The 20,900-nt window shown below is 39.3% G+C and carries 22 protein-coding genes; all 22 read left to right on the top strand.

Annotation, left to right across the window (positions count from 1 at the left end; all coding sequences use genetic code 11):
- The first annotated feature begins 1 nt into the window (after position 1).
- The 22 genes from fabZ to NFR44_RS07930 all read left to right on the top strand — a co-directional run bounded on the left by fabZ (position 2) and on the right by NFR44_RS07930 (position 20,897).
- Positions 2 to 427 (top strand): 3-hydroxyacyl-ACP dehydratase FabZ, encoded by a 426-nt coding sequence (fabZ, locus tag NFR44_RS08035; protein WP_251443453.1) that lies wholly within the window; start codon positions 2 to 4, stop codon positions 425 to 427.
- Between the two features lie 198 nt (positions 428 to 625).
- Positions 626 to 1,438 carry an acyl-ACP--UDP-N-acetylglucosamine O-acyltransferase gene (gene lpxA, locus NFR44_RS08030; RefSeq protein ID WP_251443450.1) on the top strand — a complete coding sequence of 271 codons (813 nt, stop codon included), beginning with the start codon at positions 626 to 628 and terminating at the stop codon, positions 1,436 to 1,438.
- Positions 1,439 to 1,581: 143 nt separating this feature from the next.
- A complete protein-coding gene (locus NFR44_RS08025) occupies positions 1,582 to 2,403 on the top strand; it encodes an LpxI family protein (RefSeq protein WP_251443447.1) in 822 nt (273 codons plus the stop codon).
- Positions 2,404 to 2,416: 13 nt separating this feature from the next.
- Complete coding sequence (lpxB, locus tag NFR44_RS08020; RefSeq protein WP_251443444.1) at positions 2,417 to 3,580, top strand: lipid-A-disaccharide synthase; 1,164 nt, start codon at positions 2,417 to 2,419, stop codon at positions 3,578 to 3,580.
- Positions 3,567 to 5,297 carry a lipid A export permease/ATP-binding protein MsbA gene (gene msbA / locus NFR44_RS08015; RefSeq protein WP_251443441.1) on the top strand — a complete coding sequence of 577 codons (1,731 nt, stop codon included), beginning with the start codon at positions 3,567 to 3,569 and terminating at the stop codon, positions 5,295 to 5,297. The genes lpxB and msbA overlap by 14 nt, the downstream gene beginning before the upstream one ends.
- Before the next feature lie 2 nt (positions 5,298 to 5,299).
- Positions 5,300 to 6,604 (top strand): 3-deoxy-D-manno-octulosonic acid transferase, encoded by a 1,305-nt coding sequence (locus NFR44_RS08010; RefSeq protein WP_251443438.1) that lies wholly within the window; start codon positions 5,300 to 5,302, stop codon positions 6,602 to 6,604.
- Positions 6,605 to 6,652: 48 nt separating this feature from the next.
- Complete coding sequence (gene lpxK / locus NFR44_RS08005) at positions 6,653 to 7,789, top strand: tetraacyldisaccharide 4'-kinase (protein WP_251443435.1); 1,137 nt, start codon at positions 6,653 to 6,655, stop codon at positions 7,787 to 7,789.
- Complete coding sequence (gene kdsB, locus NFR44_RS08000; protein ID WP_251443432.1) at positions 7,786 to 8,520, top strand: 3-deoxy-manno-octulosonate cytidylyltransferase; 735 nt, start codon at positions 7,786 to 7,788, stop codon at positions 8,518 to 8,520. Before lpxK ends, kdsB begins: the two co-directional genes overlap by 4 nt.
- A gap of 40 nt (positions 8,521 to 8,560) precedes the next feature.
- The gene (gene kdsA / locus NFR44_RS07995; protein ID WP_251443429.1) at positions 8,561 to 9,379 is read left to right on the top strand and encodes a 3-deoxy-8-phosphooctulonate synthase; all 819 of its coding nucleotides are present in this window, start codon (positions 8,561 to 8,563) and stop codon (positions 9,377 to 9,379) included.
- 27 nt (positions 9,380 to 9,406) lie between these two features.
- Complete coding sequence (locus NFR44_RS07990; RefSeq protein ID WP_251443426.1) at positions 9,407 to 10,378, top strand: KpsF/GutQ family sugar-phosphate isomerase; 972 nt, start codon at positions 9,407 to 9,409, stop codon at positions 10,376 to 10,378.
- Complete coding sequence (locus NFR44_RS07985) at positions 10,378 to 10,899, top strand: KdsC family phosphatase (RefSeq protein ID WP_251443423.1); 522 nt, start codon at positions 10,378 to 10,380, stop codon at positions 10,897 to 10,899. Before NFR44_RS07990 ends, NFR44_RS07985 begins: the two co-directional genes overlap by 1 nt.
- Positions 10,900 to 10,919: 20 nt before the next feature.
- A complete protein-coding gene (locus NFR44_RS07980; protein ID WP_251443420.1) occupies positions 10,920 to 11,855 on the top strand; it encodes a lysophospholipid acyltransferase family protein in 936 nt (311 codons plus the stop codon).
- Positions 11,842 to 12,381 (top strand): LPS export ABC transporter periplasmic protein LptC, encoded by a 540-nt coding sequence (gene lptC, locus NFR44_RS07975; RefSeq protein WP_251443417.1) that lies wholly within the window; start codon positions 11,842 to 11,844, stop codon positions 12,379 to 12,381. The genes NFR44_RS07980 and lptC overlap by 14 nt, the downstream gene beginning before the upstream one ends.
- Before the next feature lie 16 nt (positions 12,382 to 12,397).
- Positions 12,398 to 13,111 carry an LptA/OstA family protein gene (locus tag NFR44_RS07970; protein WP_251443414.1) on the top strand — a complete coding sequence of 238 codons (714 nt, stop codon included), beginning with the start codon at positions 12,398 to 12,400 and terminating at the stop codon, positions 13,109 to 13,111.
- A 12-nt stretch (positions 13,112 to 13,123) separates the two neighbouring features.
- Positions 13,124 to 13,843, top strand: a complete 720-nt coding sequence (gene lptB / locus NFR44_RS07965; protein WP_251443411.1) for an LPS export ABC transporter ATP-binding protein — start codon at positions 13,124 to 13,126, stop codon at positions 13,841 to 13,843.
- An 18-nt stretch (positions 13,844 to 13,861) separates the two neighbouring features.
- Positions 13,862 to 14,953: an LptF/LptG family permease gene (locus tag NFR44_RS07960; RefSeq protein WP_251443408.1), complete on the top strand. Its 1,092-nt coding sequence runs from the start codon at positions 13,862 to 13,864 to the stop codon at positions 14,951 to 14,953.
- Between the two features lie 194 nt (positions 14,954 to 15,147).
- Positions 15,148 to 16,323, top strand: a complete 1,176-nt coding sequence (locus tag NFR44_RS07955; RefSeq protein ID WP_251443405.1) for a DUF3084 family protein — start codon at positions 15,148 to 15,150, stop codon at positions 16,321 to 16,323.
- A gap of 245 nt (positions 16,324 to 16,568) precedes the next feature.
- A complete protein-coding gene (locus NFR44_RS07950) occupies positions 16,569 to 17,027 on the top strand; it encodes a hypothetical protein (protein WP_251443403.1) in 459 nt (152 codons plus the stop codon).
- A 51-nt stretch (positions 17,028 to 17,078) separates the two neighbouring features.
- A complete protein-coding gene (locus tag NFR44_RS07945) occupies positions 17,079 to 17,951 on the top strand; it encodes a YitT family protein (RefSeq protein WP_251443399.1) in 873 nt (290 codons plus the stop codon).
- Between the two features lie 89 nt (positions 17,952 to 18,040).
- Positions 18,041 to 18,637, top strand: a complete 597-nt coding sequence (gene lepB / locus NFR44_RS07940; RefSeq protein WP_251443396.1) for a signal peptidase I — start codon at positions 18,041 to 18,043, stop codon at positions 18,635 to 18,637.
- Positions 18,638 to 18,835: 198 nt separating this feature from the next.
- Complete coding sequence (locus NFR44_RS07935; RefSeq protein WP_251443987.1) at positions 18,836 to 19,822, top strand: glycosyltransferase family 2 protein; 987 nt, start codon at positions 18,836 to 18,838, stop codon at positions 19,820 to 19,822.
- A 145-nt stretch (positions 19,823 to 19,967) separates the two neighbouring features.
- Positions 19,968 to 20,897: a C40 family peptidase gene (locus NFR44_RS07930; protein ID WP_251443393.1), complete on the top strand. Its 930-nt coding sequence runs from the start codon at positions 19,968 to 19,970 to the stop codon at positions 20,895 to 20,897.
- Positions 20,898 to 20,900 lie beyond the last annotated feature (3 nt).

Below are 20,900 nucleotides of genomic sequence, written 5' to 3'. Positions count from 1 at the left end.
CATGATTCTTAATATTGAAGAAATTATGGAGATTTTACCACATCGTTATCCATTTTTATTAGTGGATCGCATTATTGAATTGGAACCAATGAAACGTGCCGTAGGCATTAAAAATGCTACTATGAATGAATTATTCTTCCAAGGCCATTTTCCTGGAAATCCTGTAATGCCAGGCGTTTTACTTACTGAAGCAATGGCGCAAGTAGGGGGCATTGCTCTCTTATATCCAGAAGAAAATCGTGGACTTACACCAATGTTTACAGGGATTGATAAAGTTCGTTTCCGTCATCCTGTAAAACCAGGCGATCAAGTACGCATGGAAGTAGAAGTTGTAAAAATCAAGGGTAAAATGGGTAAAGTAGAAGGTAAAGCTTACGTAGGTGATAAATTAGCTGTTACTGGAGAATACATGTTTGCGCTTGTATAAGTGAAAAATGTTGAAATATTAAGAGAAAGTGTGTTAAGCGTATATTTTCTCCATGTTATTAGATAAAATTCTCTGTTTTAGAGTGAAAAGTTCTGTAAAATAGCAGTTCAATATTTTTGTTTTACTACGATTATGTAATTAATAAGGAAAGTATGTGAAACAAAAGTCGCAATCTCAACAGAGCAAGGAGTGACATAGATGATAGTAGTAGGCATGGAAAATGCTACCTCCAATATACATAGCACAGCTGTTGTACATCCAGATGCCAAAATTGGCAAAGGTGTTGTTATTGGTCCTGGTGCCGTAATTGGGGAAAACGTAACCATTGGTGACGGTACTCAAATTGGTGCGAATGTAGTAGTTGGTGGATGGACTACCATAGGACAGCGTTGTGAAATTTACCCTGGTGCAGCTGTAGGTTTAGAACCACAGGATTTAAAGTTCAAAGGGGAAAAAAGTTTTTGTAATATTGGTGATGAAACAGTAATTCGTGAGTGTGTTACCATTAGTCGTGCCACTGGCGAAGGTGAAGAAACAAGAGTTGGCAATAATTGCCTATTCCAAGCATGTACACACATTGCTCATAATTGTATTGTTGGTAATAATGTAATCATGAGTAATTGCGCTGGTCTAGCTGGTCACGTAGTAGTAGAAGATCGTGTTGTTATTGGTGGTATTGCTGGTGTGCATCAATTTGTAAAAATTGGTCGTAATGCAATGGTAGGTGGTATGGCTAAAGTAGTTCAAGATATTCCGCCATATGTAATTGCTGATGGGCAACCAGCACGTGTTATTGGTTTGAATTCAGTAGGGTTATCCCGCGCTGGTATTTCAGAAGATGTGCGTCATGATTTAAAACAAGCGTTTCGTATTATTTATCGGTCTGGTTATAGCTTATCGCGAGCTATTGAAGAAATGGAATTACAATTGAATTCCTCCGTCGAAATTGAAAATTTATTGCGTTTCTTGCGCAATGCAGACCGCGGTATTATGCGAACTCGCCGTGATTAAAATGTAAGAGTCTTGCCTTAACGGGTCAAAGGAGTAGTTTGACCTTGAAAGGGAAGGCTCTTTTTATTCAAAAAAAGGGCGAAATTTGATATAATATAGTGTAGTGTGTCTTTAAGTAGCGCATAAAACACTAGGAGGAAATAATGGCAAAAGTCGGATTATTAGCTGGCGTAGGCAAATTGCCGTTGGAATTTTTACGAGCTGCACAATCAGAAGGCTATGAAGTCGTTGTTATTGCAGTGATTCCTGATACGGAGCCTGCTTTAGCAGAGGAAGCTAACGCATTCTATGAAATTAATGTAGCTAAAATCGATAAAATATTTAAAACCCTTCACAAAGAAGGCATTACTGAAGTAACTATGCTTGGTAAGGTGACCAAGGAAATTTTATTTAAGGGTTTAGTTATGCCCGATTTACGAACGATTCGTTTGCTTACCAAATTGCGTAATCGCAAAGATGATACCATTATGCTTACGATTGTTGAAGAGTTGGCAAAAGAAGGTATTAATGTAGTGGATCAAACGATTTATATGAAACCATTAATGCCTAAAGCAGGCGTACTAACAAAGTCAAAACCGTCTAAAGAGCAGATGGCTGATATTTTATTTGGCTTTGATGTGGCCAAGCAAATGGGTGGCCTTGATATAGGACAAACTGTAGTTGTTAAGGATTTAGCCGTTATGGCTATTGAAGCGATTGAAGGTACGGATGCTTGTATTAAGCGAGGTGGCGCCTTAGGGCGCGGTGATGCAGTCGTTGTTAAGACCGCTAAGCCACGTCAGGATGTGCGTTTTGATGTGCCTGCGGTGGGTTTACAAACGATTCACTCCATGTTGGAAGGAAATTGTAAAGTGTTGGCCATGGAAGCGGAGCGCACTATTTTTGTAGAGCAGGCGGACGTACTGCAATTAGCCAATGAAAAGGGGTTAATTATTTGTGCCGTAGAAGGGCCGGAAGAAGAATAGTCTGGAGGTTCGGATGAAAGTCATGTTTTCTGCTGGCGAAGCATCAGGTGATACTCATGCTGCTAGCGTAGCGAAAGCGTTAAAAAACGTATATCCTGAGGTTACCATGTTTGGCATGGGCGGTTCGCGCATGGCTGAAGCTGGCGTTCAGATTGTATATGATATTAAACAATTAGGCTACATAGGAATTGTGGAGATTATTAAGCATTTGCCGTCTTTTTTCAAATTGCGTACCTTTTTAAAAGAGACTATGCTGCGTGAAAAGCCAGATGTTTTAGTCTGTGTTGACTATCCTGGCTTTAATATGAAATTAGCTAAGGTGGCTCATGATTTAGGCATTCCTGTTATTTATTATATTGCACCAACTATTTGGGCTTGGCATCGTAGCCGCGGTAAAGATATTGCCAAGACAGTGACTAAAGTAGCTTCTATTTTTCCTTTTGAAGCTAAGGCTTATCAAGAGTTTGGAGTAGATGTTGAGTTTGTAGGACATCCTTTAATTGATATAGTTAAACCCACTATGTCCTATGAAGAAGGGGTTGCGTATTTTAATATGCCCGCTCAAACAAAGCGTGTACTTCTTATGCCTGGAAGTCGTAAACAAGAAGTTTTGGGCTTATTAGACCGTATGTTAGCTAGTGCTGAACTAGTAATGGCTAAACATCCAAATTTGGCATTTTATTTACCACGGGCTCATACGATTGACAAAGAAGAATTAGAAAGCATTACTAAAAAATATAAAGTGCCTGTTACGATTACCGAAGATCATACCTATGATTTGATGCAATGCTGTGATGTTTGTTTAGCGGCTTCAGGCACGGCCACGTTAGAAACGGCACTCATGGAGTTGCCTACAATCTTATTGTATCGCTTATCTCCAATAACATATGGTTTGGGGAAATTATTAGTTAATTTGTCTCATGTAGGTTTACCTAATATTGTAGCAGGCCGTGAAGTCATTCCTGAATTGTTACAAGGGGCGGTAACCCCAGCTAATATTGCTAAGGAATTAGAATCTTTATTAGAGGATACAACTAGACGTGATACGATGATTGCTGATTTGCGTTCAGTTCGTGAAGCTCTAGGTGGGGATGGGGCGGTACAGCGCGTGGCTAAATTGATTGCTACGGTAGCACAGGCTAACGTGGCTACGGAGGATATGAATGGGAAGTTATAAACGATTATTAGTCTATGTAAGACCCTATATAGGCCGTTTAATATTTGGCTTGATTTGCATGATAATAGCTGCTGCCGCCTATTTAGTCGTACCTTGGTTAATAAAAAATGTAGTAGATGAAGTATTGCAGGCCAAAGATTTAGAAATGCTAAATTTAGTAGTTATTGCGATTTTAGCGGTCTTTTTAATTCGTGGCTTTGTTACTTATGGGCAAACCTATACTATGTCATATATAGGACAACGGGTCATTATAGATATTCGTGAAGCTCTATTTAAGCACTTACAGCGTTTGGATCAGGCGTATTTTGATCGCCGTAAAACAGGCGTAGTGATGAGTAATTTAACAAATGACGTAGGCGCTTTACAGACTGCGATTGTAGATAATCTAGTATCTTTTATTACTGAAGGAGTTACATTAATCGGATCTTTAGTATCCATGATTTTAATTGACTGGAAATTGACTTTAGTAACCTTGATTATTGTGCCGGTAGTACTCGGTTTAATTAATATTTTTGGGAAGAAACTTCGTTCTGCAGGGCATGATGTACAAGGCCGTATTGCTGATATTACGTCTTTATTACAAGAAGTTATTTCAGGAATTCGCGTAGTACGTTCCTTTGCCCGTGAAAATCACGAAGTGGCTCGTTTTGAAAAGGAAAATCAACGGAACTTTTTAGCCGCTATGCGTGCTACTAAATTATCCAGTTTGCTTAGTCCTTTGGTAGAATTTTCAGCCGCCATTGCTGTGACTGTCATTCTTTGGTATGGTGGCTATTCTGTTGTAACCGGTGCTATTTCAGCAGGCTCTTTGATTGCCTTCTTAATTTATGCTATCAATTTATCTAATCCTGTGAAACGATTGAGTCAAGTATATGGTAATATCCAAAAAGCTATGGCGGCTGGGGATCGTGTATTTGATATATTAGATACAGAGCCTGAAGTAAAAGAAAAGCCAAATGCAACTGTATTACCTGAAGTAGCAGGGCATGTAGAATTCGACCAGGTATCATTTTCCTATGATGGTGAGAAATTAGCCTTACAAAATATGAATTTAGATGTACCAGCTGGCCGTATTGTCGCTATTGTAGGCCCTTCTGGGGCGGGTAAAACGACAATTGCTAATTTATTGCCTCGTTTTTATGATGTTTCTTCAGGCGCGATTCGGATTGATGGTATAGATGTGCGTGATGTTACCTTTGCATCCTTACGTGAGCAAGTTGGTTTAGTGCCACAAGAAACTATGCTCTTCAATGCAACGATTCGTGACAATATTCTGTATGGTCGTTTAGATGGTACTGAAGCAGAAGTATATGAAGCAGCTAAAGCTGCGAATGCTTTGGAGTTCATTGAAAAATTGCCAGATGGGTTTGATACTTTTGTTGGTGAAAGAGGAAGCTCTTTATCGGGTGGTCAACGTCAGCGTATTGCAATTGCAAGGGCGATTCTAAAAGATCCGAAAATTCTCATTTTAGATGAAGCGACGTCAGCGTTAGATACGGAAAGTGAAAAATTAGTACAAGAAGCATTAGAACGTCTTATGAAAGGACGAACTGCTTTCGTTATTGCTCATCGTTTGAGCACTATTAAAAATGCCGGCCAAATTGTAGTCTTACGACAAGGTCAAATTGAAGAAGTGGGGACGCATGAGGAATTATTAGCGCAAGACGGGCTATATAAACATTTGTATTCGGTGCAATTTGCAAGTAAAGGACAATAAGGATGTATTGGGTATACAACATATTATTAATTATATATTGGATTGGGCTAATCCCAGTCATCCTATACCGCTTGGCCTTTGAAGAAGGGTTCTATGAGCGTATTCGGCAAAGTGCAGGTTTTATGCCAGATTCTTTGATGCGCAAAATTGAAGGTCGTCGTGCGATTTGGGTCCATGCTGCCTCCGTTGGTGAAATTGTAGCCACGAGTCCGATTGTAAAGGATATTAAGAAAAAATTTCCTGAAGCGGTAGTGGTAGTATCTGTAGTTACAGCAACTGGACATGCTATGGCACATCGTATTATTCCAGAAGCGGAAGGGATTATTTTCTTTCCCTTAGATTTACCATTTCTAACTCAGCGCATTTTAGATATGATTAAGCCTATTACTATTTTGTTGGTAGAAACGGAAATTTGGCCGAATTTCTTGCGTATTGCGGAGAAAGAAAAAATTCCAGTAATGATGGTAAATGGTCGTATTAGTGATCGTAGTATGAAACGGTATATGATGATTCGCTCTTTTACAAAAGAGATGTTAGCTTCCATTCAGTATTTCTGCATGCAGTCTAAGTTAGATGCTGAATATATTCAGGTCTTAGGGGCTGATAAGGATCGAATTACCATTACAGGGAATACTAAGTATGACCAAACGTATGCACAAGTTACGGAAGCGGAAAAGCGAGAATTGCAAGATGAGTTTGGCTTTGGGCGTAATCATCCAATTATCGTAGCTGGTAGTACCCATCGTGGCGAAGAAGAAGCGGTATTGACGGCTTTCAATGAAATTTTAAAAGCCTATCCAGAAGCTCGTTTGTTAATAGCCCCGCGTGAAATTATGCGAGGTAATGATGTGAAAGCGTTGGCTGAGAAAAATGGCTTACGAGCTATTTGCCGCAGTACCATGACAGGCCCTGTGCATGTAAAAACTCCAGTAGTAGTGTTAGATACTATCGGTGAATTAGGCCGTCTGTATAGTTTAGGTGATATTATCTTCGTAGGCGGTTCGCTAGTTAAAACTGGTGGTCATAATATATTGGAACCAGCAGCCCATGGTAAACCCATATTAGTAGGTCCTCACATGTTTAATTTTAAAGAAATTTATGCACTATTAAGTTCGCGTCATGCGTGCTTAATGGTAAAAGATACTAGAGAGTTAGTAGATACTATGTTGCTCTTATGTCGTGATAAAGAGTTACGGGATACAATGGGGCAGAATTGTTTAGATATTATCCATGAAAATCGTGGCGCTACACAGCGTAATACAGAAGAGTTGCGTAAACTCTTTGAATCACACCAGATTATTCCATAGATGACAGTTAAGGTATGAATGCTATCTATGGTAAAGGAGGTAAAGCTCATGAATGGAGAACGATTGTTTAAACAGATAGTCAGTGGTAAAGCGAAAGGACCGCTTGCTGGTATAGCACGCGTTGGTTTAGGCGTATTAAGTGCTGCTTATGAGCAAGGTGTAAAACAGCGAAACAAGAAGTTTGATAAGCAAGAAGGTGTAGTTCGTGCTACAGTACCAGTGATTAGCGTTGGAAATATAACGGCTGGTGGTACTGGCAAGACACCGATGGTTCGCTATATTTGCCAATATTTGGAAACAGCGAATTATGCACCGGCAATTTTAAGCCGTGGTTATCGGGCTAAAGATAATGAAGACACTATCATAGTGTCACGTCGTGGTCGCTTAGAAGTAACGCCTGCTGTTAGTGGTGATGAAGCTTGGCTTCTTGGTAAAGGCTTAGGTCATACGAGCGTAGTTATCGGTCGTAAACGGGCTAAGTCAGCACAGTTAGCGACTGCCACTTTAGGTAGTGATATACTAGTACTTGATGATGGCTTTCAACATCGTCAGCTTAGCCGTGATTTAGACATTGTTCTGATTGATGCAGCCAATCCATTTGGGTATGGTCATGTATTGCCACGCGGGCTATTACGAGAGCCATTGAGTGGTTTGCGTCGGGCGGATGTGATTGTCTTAACTAAGACAGATCAAGTTCCTAAGGATATATTATTTGGTATTAAACAGCAGTTATTAAAATGGGCTCCACAAGCACCTATTATGACAACGGTTCATCAGCCTTTGGGCATTCAAAGCTTAGCTTCTTGGACACGAAATGAAGCACCTCAAGTGACGTCTTTTGGCACTGAACCACTTAACTTCTTGACTGTTAGTGGGATTGGTCAACCTGATTCATTCCGCCATACTGTTACCTCTTTAGGCTATGCGGTGTGTCATAGTTTAGATTTTGGCGATCATCATGAGTATACGACAGACGATATTGTGCGCATGTGGAGTGAAGCTTTTGCTAAAGGGGCTAATGCCATTGTGACAACGGAAAAGGACGCCGTGAAATTAAGTCAATTACAAGCTGTACATGATTTAAAAATTCCTGTATATGTAATTCCTATTGGCATTACTTTTGTCGAAGGGGAAGAAGAATTTAAATCATATATTAGTAAGGTTGGAAAGAAGGTTACACTATGAAAATCGCTTGCGTCATCCCTGCGCGGTATGCATCAACTCGTTTACCTGGCAAACCGTTAGCTGATATTGCTGGTAAACCTATGATTCAGCGTGTATATGAACAGGTTTCTAAAGCAACTGTACCTGATGCAGTTATTGTAGCGACAGATGACCAGCGGGTTGCTGAGGTAGTAACGGAGTTTGGTGGTACTGTTGTTATGACTAAAGCCGATCATTTGACCGGGACTGATCGTTTAGCCGAAGTAGCACAATTGCGACCTGATATTGATGTGATTATTAATGTACAAGGTGATGAACCTTTAATCGAAGCCTCTTTGATTGATGAGTTAAGTGCCTTGTTTGCTGAAAATGGCCAGTTGCAAATGGCCACAGTAGGGGCGCCTTTACAAGAAGCGGAATATGATGAACCATCAGCTGTTAAAGTGATATGTAATTTAAAAGGGGAAGCTATGTATTTCTCACGTTCCCTAATTCCATATCCACGTAATGCTTTTGTCAGTCCACCGTTGAAACATATTGGTATTTATGCGTATACGCGTGATTTCTTATTAGAATTTGCTCAATTAGCACCAACACCAGCAGAATTAACGGAATCATTAGAGCAGTTACGAGCATTAGAAAATGGGGTAGCTATACGTGTTATTAAAACAGAAGCGCGCTTTGTCGGCGTAGATACACCTGAAGATTTAGCGGCTGTTAATGAGATTTTTAAAAGTCAGGAAATCAGATAATTATTTGAACCATACATGATAATTAATAAAGGAGATACCCATGAAAGAAGTAAAAGTAGGTAATTTAACATTAGGTGGCGGTAACGGTTTATTCTTACTAGCTGGGCCTTGTGTAATTGAAGATTCTGAGCGTACATTAGCTATTGGTCGTCGAGCAAAAGAAATTTGTGAACGCGTTGGTATTCCATATATTTTTAAAGCTTCTTTTGATAAAGCTAATCGCTCTAGCTTTGGCTCTTTTCGTGGTCCAGGACTTAAAGAAGGGCTTAGCATTTTGAGCCATATTAAAAAGGAATTACAAGTACCTATTGTTAGTGATATTCATTCCGTAGAGCAGATTGAACCAGCTGCTGAAGTATTGGATATTTTACAGATTCCTGCATTCTTATGCCGCCAAACTGATTTAGTCTATGGGGCAGCTAAGACTGGTAAATGCATTAATGTAAAAAAAGGTCAATTTTTAGCACCTAAAGATATGAGTAATGTAGTTAAGAAAGTAGAAGAAGCAGGCAATCAAAATCTAATGCTTACAGAACGGGGCGCTACTTTTGGATATAATAACTTAGTCGTTGATATGCGTTCCTTCCCTATTATGCGTAGCTTTGATTATCCTGTCGTATTTGATGCGACTCATAGTGTACAATTACCAGGTGGCGCTGGTACAAGTTCCTCAGGACAACGTGAATTTGTGCCTAATTTGGCTCGTGCTGCTGTGGCTGCTGGCGTGGATGGTTTATTCATGGAAGTTCATGATAATCCAGAAGAAGCCTTATCAGATGGGCCTAACATGGTTCGTTTAGATGATTTAGAAGCTATGTTGCGTGATTTGGTTGCTATTGATAAGATTGTAAAAGGTTAATTGACGAATAGAGGGGATGGATCATCCATGAATGTTTTAGAACAAGCAGCACAGGTGCTTCATGAAGAAGCGCAGGCTATTGAAAAACTAATTACTACCTTAGACAGTAATTTTACAGAAGCCGTTACTATGATTTTAAATGCCAAAGGTCGTGTTGTATGCACGGGTATGGGAAAATCAGGTCATATTGCTCGTAAAGTAGCGGCAACGCTCGCGTCAACAGGTACTCCAGCTTTATTTTTGCATCCCGGTGAAGGTGTGCATGGTGATTTAGGTATGGTCACATCGGAAGATATTGTGTTGGCTTTTTCTAATAGTGGTGAAACCAGTGAAGTCATTAGTTTATTGCCGTCCTTGCGGCGCATTGGGGCGCGCCTTATCAGCGTGGTAGGTAAACACAATTCTACCTTGGCTAAAAATTCAGATGTTGTTTTATTAGTAGAAGTGGAGCGTGAAGCTTGTCCATTAGGCTTGGCGCCAACTACGAGTACAACAGTAGCCTTAGCACTTGGTGATGCCTTAGCTGTTTGTTTATTAGAACGACATAAATTTACTCCTGAAAACTTTGCTATTTTCCATCCCGGTGGGTCTTTGGGGCGTAAATTATTACTTACAGTAGAAAACATTATGCATAGTGGTGAAGATAATCCAGTAGTATACAAGGGCGCTACTGTTCGTGATGCTCTATTTGTTATGACTGAAAAAGGTTTAGGCGCTACGAATGTTGTTGATGAGGATGGTCGCTTATTGGGATTAGTTACTGATGGTGATATTCGTCGTGGTTTAGATGCGGGCAGTAACTTTTTAGAATGGCCTGTAGAAGATATGATGACGGCTATGCCAAGAACGATTACTAAAGATAAATTAGCGGCTGAAGCCTTACATTTAATGGAAAAGAATCAACCTCGTCCAATTACGGTGTTGCCAGTAGTGGACGAAAAGAAATATTGTTTAGGGATTGTCCATATTACTGACTTATTGCGTCGAGGTATTGTATAATGAACATAAAATGTTTAATCCTAGATGTAGATGGTGTTATGACCGAAGGTGGCATTATTTATACGGCCAATGGTGATGAGCTTAAATGTTTTAATTCTCAAGATGGTTTAGGGTTAGCCCTAGCTCGTCGAGGTGGGTTAAAGTTAGCTGTTATTACTGGCCGCCATTCTGAAATGGTAGACCGTCGCACTAAGGAATTAAAATTTGATTTTGTCCGCATGGGCTGTCATAATAAGACAGAAGCCATTAAAGAATTAGCTCATGAATTAGCGATTAGTACAGAAGAAATGGCCTATATGGGGGATGACCTCAATGACTTAGGCGCTTTGTCTGTAGTGGGTTTGCCTATGGCGCCGGCCAATGGTGTGGCAGAAGTAAAGTCAGTGGCAAAGTTTATTGCTAATAAAGGCGGCGGCCATGGGGCTGTTCGTGAAGCTATCGAGTATATTTTTAAAAAAGCAGGTCGTTGGGATCAATTAGTTGATGATTATCGTAATGAAATATATAGTCAAGGTCAGTAGCGAAAGGAGGTACGTACGGTATGTCAAATGAGTGGCAATATAAGTTATTAAAAGGCATAAGCGCTTTAACTTGTAAGCTGTCGTATCGCACGATACTTCGTATAGGGGAGACGTTAGGGCCTTTATATTCGCTAGCTGCTAAAAAGCAGAAAAAGCGGGGAATTTACAATGTTATGAAAGGTCTCAATGTGTCAGAAGAAGAGGCTGCTAAAGTCTTAGACGAATTGTTTAAGAATTTAGGCCGTTCTGCGCTTGAAATCTTATACATGCCTAATTTAACGAAAGAGTTTATTGCTGAGCATGTTGAAATGCATGGTTTGGAATATTTAGATAAAGCGTTAGCCGAACAGCATGGGGTTGTTATTTTGACAGCTCATGTGGGCAATTGGGAATGGATGGGGGCAGCCCTTGCTGCCTGTGGCTATCCATCCACTACTATTGTAAAAAAACAACCAAATGCACAAGTAACTCGTTTACTTAATGAATATCGAGAAATGGTAGGCTTAGAAGTATTTGCTCGTGGTGGCTCTGAAATGATTCGTGCCGTAAAAGCTATGAAGCAGAAAAAGTTACTAGGTTTCTTAGCTGACCAAGATGGGTATATTCAAGGGCTACCAGTGGAGTTTTTAGGCCAAGAGTCATCGGCTGTTACGGGGCCAGCTACTTTTGCACAGAAGTTTAAGGCACCGGTTGTGCCTGTATTTACGCATCGTAAGGCGAGTGGTATTGGTCATGTAGTAGAAATTTTCCCACCTTTGTACTATGAAGATACGGGCAATGAAGCTGAAGACTTATATCGTCTAACAGAAGCTACTGTGCGTGTGACGGAAGATTTTATTAGACAGCATCCTACAGAATGGCTTTGGTTCCAACATCGTTGGAATACTAAATTGCATGAAATTGTAGACATTGAGGAAAAATTGAAGGTGAGGGACGCAGTACATGCTAAAGAATAAGAAAACAATCTTAGGTATAGCCATTGTGGCGTTGCTCATCGGTATTTTTACTTGGATTTTCTTAATTAGTAGAGGTGAAACCGAGGCGGATCCTACACAGCCAAAAGGTAATTTAGTTACCTTTGAAGGGTCTACCATTACGGAAGAACAAGCAGGTAAATTAGCTTGGTCTGTGACAGCGGAACAAATCAAGGTAAATCCAAAAACCAAGGAAGTATATTTAACCAATATGAAGGGTACCTTTTATGATGGTGATAAGACATTAGTGGTTACAGCACCACGTGGTTATATGACTGGTGACCATAGCAAGTTTCAATTAGCTGGTGGCGTAAAAGGCACTAATGGTGCAGACGTTGAATTGACAACAGAAGCAATTGCTTTTGATAATAAGACTAAAAAGTTAACTTCAGATACGCCATTTACCTTTAATAATGGAGAAGCGACTGTAACTGGTGATAAATTAGAAGCTGATACAGTACTTAATCAAGTGACTGCTAAAGGTAATGCTAAATTGATTAGAAAGTGATGGGAGGACTCATAAAATGAAATTGTCAAAAGTAATGGCTATTACAGCGTTAGTAGCCGGAATAGCTGTACCAGTATGGGCTGCTACGTCCAATATGACAATTACCGCTGATGTGTTACAATACGATGGTAATAGTGGCTTAGCACAAGCTAAAGGGAATGTAGTTATTATTAATGAAGATAAAACTATGACCGGCAAAGCAGGTTGGTATAATACGAAGACACAGGAAGCTCGTTTAACTGGTGGTATTAGTATGATTGGCACTAATACGTCTATGTCAGCGCAGGAATTACATAGCACTAATAATGAACAATTAGAGGCTAAAGGGAATGTGCGTTTACAAAAAGATAACAAACAAGTCTTTGGTGAAGTAGTTACGTATAATACGAAAACCGAATATGGTACTTCCCGTGGCAATGGTAAATTAGTTATGGATGATGCTGTTTTAACAGGGGACTATATTGAAGGTTGGTTAGGTCAAATCCGTGCTACCGCCCAAGGTAATGTTACGTTGCACAGTGCTAAACATAATTTAGATGCTAGCGCTGATAATGCGGTATATACTCAAACACCGGGTCAAGAAGATGGGGTGGCCTATCTTACGGGCAATGCACATGCCGTACAAAATGGCAATGTGCTTAATGCACCAGAGTTAAAATTGGAAATGAAAGATAATTCAGTACAAACTGTAGGTGGCCGTAGTACCTTAGTCATTACGCCACAACAGTAAGGAGTTGCCTTAATGTTTATTGAAACGAAGGATTTAGTAAAAACCTATAAAGGCCGTAACGTAGTTGATGGTGTTAGTGTCCGTGTAGATGAAGGCGAAGTAGTTGGTTTATTAGGCCCTAATGGGGCAGGTAAGACCACGACGTTCTACATGATTGTAGGGATTGAAAAACCAAATAAAGGAAGTATTACTATAGGCAACAAAGATATTTCGCATATGCCTATGTATAAACGGGCTGATCAAGGGATTGGTTATTTACCACAGGAAGCCTCAGTGTTTCGCTCTTTATCAGTAGAAGATAATATTCGCGCCATGTTAGAAACAACGGAAAAAAGCAAACAAGAGATTGAAGCTACGGTGGAGTCTTTGTTGCAAGAGTTCCATATTGAACATGTGCGTCATCGTCAAGGTATGCAATTATCTGGCGGGGAACGTCGTCGTGTAGAAATTGCTCGCTGTATTGCCTTGGCACCACGTTTTATCTTATTAGATGAACCATTTGCTGGGGTTGACCCTATTGCGGTAGCGGACATTCAATCGATTATTCGTCATTTGAAGGAACGTGGGATTGGCGTATTGATTACGGACCATAATGTGCGTGAAACGCTAGGTATTGTAGATCGAGCATATATTTTGAGTAATGGCAAAATCTTATTAGAAGGGTCTGCCGATGAAATTGCAAATAGCCCAGTGGCTCGTAAGCATTACTTAGGGGATAGTTTTAATTTATAGGGGTCAGGTGATACGAGAATGCGTATATTAGATAAATATATATTGAAAAGCTTTGTTGGCCCCTTTCTATTTGGTATTTTTGCATTTACCAGTATTTTTGTAGGAACGGGTACCTTATTCCGTATTGCTCAATATATTACGGAATATGGAGCCTCTTTATGGGCGGTAAGCCGTGCCTTTATTTTAGCTTTGCCAAGTATAGTAGTGCTTACATTTCCTATGGCTGTATTGTTGGCCTCACTATTAGCTTTTGGCCGTTTAAGTGGCACTAGTGAGATTATCGTTATGCGAGCTGGTGGGCTTAGTTTCTTACGCTTGGCTATGCCAGTTTATATTGCGGCATTTTTCATTTCTATAGGAGCCATTGCTTTTAATGAATATGTAGTGCCAGCAGCAAACCATGCGTATCAGAATATTATTCGCAATGAAATTAAAAAACAAGCAGAACCGCCAGCACAAGAGCATATTGTTCTTAAAACCATGGAAGGTGATGAAATTAGCACTCTCATGTATGCGAAGAAATATGACTCCAAAACGAAGTTAATTACTGGTGTAACAGCGCAGCTTTTTACTAATGGTAATGTAACACAAATTGAACATGCTGAAACAGCGACTTGGAATGGTACTTATTGGGTTATGCATAATGGGGTCATTTATGATTTAGCAGCTGATGGTAATGGAATTGAACGGACTTTGCGTTTTAAAGATCAAATTTTGCCAATTGCTAAAGATCCTGATCAGATTTCACAGGAACAACGAGGTCCTGAAGAAATGACGATTAAAGAATTGCGCGCTCAAATTAAAGCGCTCAAAGCGAGCCATGTAAAATCTACTAAATGGGAAATGGAAATGTATCAACGTTTTACAATCCCTATTGCTAGCTTTGTATTTGCTTTAGTTGGGGCCCCTTTAGGGCTACAAAAACAGCGATCTAGTTCATCGATTGGTTTTGGTCTCAGTGTTTTAATTATCTTTGTATATTATGGGGTAATGACCTTTACCGGTGCTTTGGGCAAAGGTGGCGCCTTACCACCAGTAGTGGCGGCCATGATTCCTGATACTTTGGGTATCATTGCTGGTTTATGGCTAAACTGGAAAGTATCTAAATAACATAATATAAACTATTTCGACCTTGATGAAAACTGTCAAGGTCGTTTTTGCATAATAAATGAAACTTTTTTCATAGTAATTCACTTTTTCTTTTTTTGAAAATAGAGTACAATAGAAACTGAACACAGTGTATTCAGTACCTTATATAAAGAAATTAAAAGATTTGATAGGATGAAGAAAGGAGTGCGCCTTGTATGTTAGTCGGTTTGAACATAATTTTAATTATCGCTATCATGGGCGGGGCCATTGCTTTCATCGGCGATAAAATTGGCTCAAAAATTGGGAAAAAGAAAATGTCTATTTGGGGATTGCGACCAAAGCATACGTCAATTATTATGACGATTATTACAGGCGTTTTCATTTCAGCTATTACCCTTGGTATCTTGACAGCTGCTTCGGAGAATGTGCGAACTGCTTTATTTGGGATGGAGCAATTGCAAGCAGAGATGGATCAGTTAAATAGTGATGTGGCAGCCAAGAACAAAGAATTAGAGGCAGGTAAAAAAGAGTTAAGTGAAAAGACGATTGCCCTAAATACGATGCGCAAAGATGTACAAGCAACGCAGGAAGAACTAGAAGAAGCGCGGGTAGCTCGCAATGCTATGAGTGAAGAATTAATTTCTGTGCAGGAAGCCTATCGTCAAGCTGATGCTCGATTGGCACAGTCAGCTAATGATGTAAAAGCATTGGAAACAACAAAACAAGAATTAGAATCTCATATTGAAGATTTAAAAATAACAACTAAACGTCTTGAAGAAGGGATTACTCATGTGCGCGAAGGCACTGTATTATTTCGTGTAGGCGAAGTATTGAGTGGTGCTTTAATTCGTCCAGGCCTTAATGAAGAAGAAAGTGGCAAAGCGATTACTAATGTTTTAAACGATACGAATGGTTTAATTTTGCGACGGTTAGGGATTGATGAGAATAGAGCTGTTATTTATGTTAGTCGTTCTAATTTAGAAGAGGTAGCTAAGCAAGTGGCAAATGCTTCTGAACCGATGACAATCCGCATAACAGCAGCGGCTAATATTATTTATGGTGAAGCCGCTTTAGCAGAGATTCATGCATATCCATATCGTAAAGTGTATAATAAAGGCGATGTCATACTGTCAACTATCGTACAAGGTGGCGGCGATGCGCAATTTGCTGTATTATCTTTCTTAAAGGATGTAAATAGTCAAGCAAAATCACAGGGGATTTTACCAGATCCACTTAGTGGTGATGTGGGGTCTATGCCAGGTGATGAACTATTCGATACGATTCGTGAATTGAACCGTATGTCTGGCTCAGTTCGTATTGAAGCGGTAGTTCGTGAGGATACTTATACGACAGGACCAGTTCAAATTGAATTGCACATTAGTCAAGAGTAAGATAGTAAATATGCATAAAAGGCATAAAAAATATTAAAATTTGTAACTAAGCCTTATTGACTTTATGGTATAATAAGTATATCGAATTTGTTCGCTCATATAAAAATTTGGCATATACGAGCTTTACTTAATGAGTGAAGTGCTTTCGATGCTTACTTTGCCGGAACAGATATAATGCTGCCGATAGCTTAGCTACCGACAGCATTTTTTGCGGACATTTCTAGGTGTAGAGGAGGCGTACTGAGATGAATAGTAATCTGGTGGGACTTGTCACAAGTGAAGCCTTACTATTGGCAGTAGATCCTGGCCGAGAAAAAAGTGGCGTTGCTATAATGACTTGCGGGCATGCTGAGTTGATTGAAAAAGCGATTTATCCAACTGATCAATTAAAGACCCATTTATTTGATCTTAGTGTACAGTATAAAGGGCAAATTAAAGAGTTCGTATGTGGTAATGGCACTAATCATAAGCATGTGTTTAATATACTTGAAGTGCTGGGGGCTGACTTAGATATAATTACTAATTTGGTCGATGAAGCACATACTACTGAATTGGCTAGAAAACGCTACTTTGAAGTTCATCCGCCAAAGGGGTTGAAACGTTTGATACCCAAGGGCATGTTATATCCACCAGTACCAGTTGATGATTTCACAGCTTGGATTATTGGTGAACAATATATTCTTAATAAGCCTAAGAGCTTATAGTTTATAGCAATGAAATAATGGAATTTTGAAAATGGAGAAAGGGGATAGGCAATGGCTGCTTATAAAAAAGCACAAAAACTAACTTGGAAGGATATTTTAATACGTTATATATGGATTGTAATCGGTGCCGCTATATATACCTTTGGTCTCGATGTATTATTAGTACCAAAGAGCATTATTGACGGCGGGGTAGTCGGCTTAGCCTTGATGGCAGCTGAATTAACGGGCATCTCTTTTAGTATTTACTTAGTATTGATTAATCTACCGTTTTTATATGTAGGTTATAAATTAATAGGTCGTAGTTTTACCATAGCTACACTATTTGGGGTTGTATGTATTTCTATTATGTCTTTGTTTATGCATAATGTGACACCTCCCGATATCGATCCCTTCTTAGCCTCTATTTTTGGTGGTGTTATCTTAGGTATCGGGGTAGGGCTTATTATTCGTAATGGTGGCTCCCTAGATGGGGTTGAGATTGTAGCTATCATTTTAGATAAGAAAAGTTCTTTCTCGGTTGGCGAGATTGTAATGATTTGTAATTTGTTTATTTTAGGCGCAGCAGGCTTCGTATATAGCTGGAATAGTGCCATGTATTCCTTGATTGCTTATTTTGTAGCGTATAAAATGATGGATATGACGATTACAGGTCTTGAAGAATCTAAGGGCATTATGATTATTACAGATAGCCCTGATGAAATTCGTGAAGTTCTTATGCATCGCTTAGGCCGTGGGGTTACCGTATTATTTGGTGAAGGGGGCTATTCAAAAGAGCCTAAAAAAGTGCTATACTCAGTAGTGACGCGTCTTGAAATTACCAAGATGAAAGATATTGTCTATGAACAAGATGAAAATGCATTTATTACCATCACTGATGTGCATGATGTATTTGGTGGTCAGTTTGGTAAAAAGACAATTCACTAAGCATCTTTGTAATGGTTCTTTGAAGAAAGGAGTCTAGCTTAGTGTTTGCATAGTTCTTAGGAGCCTTATGCAGATTGCTAGAAAGTTGTATGGCAGAAGAAAAGACAATTGGCAAACAAATTATACATGAAGTAGGAGAATGGTTATATGCCATTATTATTGCGTTAGCCATCGCCATTGTAGTTCATTTATTTGTAGGTCAAATTACACGTGTATCTGGTGAATCCATGGAAAATACATTTCACAATGGTGATTTTTTAGTAGTTTCAAAATGGGATCATGTACGTGGTAATATGCCTAATTATGGTGATGTTGTTATTATTGACAGCCGAGTTAATCGAGAACGTACTTGGCAAGATGATGTAACCGATGTGGTATCTAATTATTTGTCAGTATTTAGTAAATCCGCAGAACGACATGATGCGTGGGTAAAACGTGTTATTGGTTTGCCAGGTGATACTTTAGAGTTTAAAAATGGTCATGTATGGCGCAATGGGCAAGAATTAGAGGAGCCTTATACGAAAGAAGTAACTATGAATTACACACAAACTGCACCGGTAGTAATTCCTGATGGCTATGTTTTTGTAATGGGGGATAATCGAAATCACTCTAGTGATAGTCGTTTTATTGGTCCTGTACCCGCAAAGAATGTAATTGGCCATGTTGTGTATGACATTAGTTTTTAATGCTTTATAAGGATTAATAGTAGAATTTGATTTTACTAAATCGATTGAAGCGTATTAGTAGAGTATTAGTTAATAGCAGTTGAGTTTGGTTGAACTAAACTCAACTGTTTTTCTTTGTTTATTTTAAGGTTTGTTTATTTGCCAAAGTTTTAAAAATTTAGTAAAATGAAGTCGCAATCATGGAAACGGAGGCAGTGTATGTTATTGTCAGTAGTCGTGCCCGTATATAATGAAGAGGCAAATATTAAAAAATTTTATAGTTCAGTCAAAGCCGTATTAAATACATTACCGTATGAACAGGAAATTATTTTTGTTGATGATGGCTCTGCTGATGATTCGGCGACAATGCTTAAACACATTGCTGAGGAGGATGAAGCAGTAAAAGTGCTATTATTGGCGCGTAATTTTGGACACCAATTAGCGTTAACTTGTGGCCTTGACTATTCAAAAGGGGATGCGGTCATCACCATGGATGGGGATATGCAACATCCACCAGAGCTAATTCCTGAATTAGTTCGTTTGTGGGAAGAAGGTCATGATGTAGTCCGTACGATTCGTGATTCGACAGAAGATGCGAGCTGGGCAAAGGCATTTACTTCAAAATACTATTATAAATTAATGAATAAAATGGCTAATGTGCCTATTGTTGAGGGGGGCTCAGATTTCCGTTTGATGAATCGCAAAGCCTTAAATACTTTATTGCGATTCAGAGAACATGGCCGATTTTTACGTGGTATTGTTGGTGATATTGGCTATAATCAAGCAGAAATTCATTTTGTAGCACCACCTCGTTTTGCCGGTAAATCTAAATTTAGTGTTCGTAAAATGTTGCACTTTGCTTTAGATGGTATTGCGGCTTTTTCTAAAGTGCCATTACGAGCTGCTTTTTATGTAGGCTTACTTTCAGGCTTATTAAGCTTGATTATGATTTTACATATTTTGTTTGTTCATTTTTTCACAGACTCTGCTGTCAGTGGTTGGGCTACTTTAGGCGTGGCTATTTTTTTCCTCGGCGGGGTGCAATTAATTGGTATCGGCATTATTGGTGAATACGTGGGGCGTGTTTTTGAAGAAGTAAAGCATCGTCCTTTATATTGGGTGCGTGATAGTTTTAATTGTGAAAATAGGGATAAAGCCCTTATAAGCGAGGAGTCGTCCGACATGCAAGGGCATAGGCGGTCATAGGCAGCACCGTAATATACTGTATTTGAGTAGGATATAGCCAGCAAACTAAATTTTATGATATAATAAAGAGTAAACAGTTTGACTTTGCTTAGTCAGAACTGATGAAATAAGGTCTGTACTCAGAGATTAGTTTGAGGATGAAATTATGAAATCAATACAAAGAAAAGTTGCCTTAGCCGCAGCTATGGTATTAGTTGTAAGTGCTCATTGGAATGTGAATGCAGCTAGCTATACGTATGGAGCTAAAGGTGGCGATATTCCAGCGATTCAGAAGAAATTGATTGCAGCTGGTTATAATGCTCGTCTTAATGGCGAATATGATGCGAACACCAAGTGGGCGGTTCGTTTATATCAACAAGATAATGGGTTACCTGTTAATGGTGTGTTAGACGCAACTACTTATAAAAAGTTAATGGGTAAAGCGTTAAACGAAAAGACTGTTGCTCGTTTAGGGCGCATGTCAGATGAAAAAATTGCTGCTGAAATGGCTGCTGGCCGTAAAAGCACAAGTGCAGTAAAATCAGAAGATAATTCAAAATCAGAGACAAGTAAAGTAAGTAAAAAAGAAAACTCAAAAGCTGATAAGAAAAAAGATAAAGAAGCTAAAAAAGAGGCTAACAAAAATAAGCAGAGCAAGACCAATACTAGCTCTGGTTTGTTAGATCCCATAGAGTCAGACTTTATTTTTACTAAGACCGCTAATGTGTCTAAGTCTGTGCGAACTATTTTGAAAGAAGCTGAGAGCTATAGTGGCGTGCCATATCTTTTTGGTGGCACTACGCCAAAAGGATTTGATTGTTCTGGCTATGTTCGCTATGTATTTGCTAAATCGGGTATCACTTTACCTCGTAGTGCGGATGAGCAATATACAGTAGGGCAGAAAATTGGTAAACATAATTTACAGCCTGGTGATTTAGTGTTTTTCCAAACCTATGAACAAGGGGTATCTCATTCCGGAATTTATATTGGTGAGGGCAAATTTATCAGTGCGACTTCTAGTCGCGGGGTAACCGTAGCTAATATTAATGGTGGCTATTGGGGCGAACGCTATATTGGAGCGAAGCGTGTAATTTAAGGT

The organism is Veillonella intestinalis, assembly GCF_943193155.1.
GTDB lineage: Bacteria > Bacillota > Negativicutes > Veillonellales > Veillonellaceae > Veillonella_A > Veillonella_A intestinalis.
This window is presented reverse-complemented; position numbering and strand designations above follow the sequence as displayed.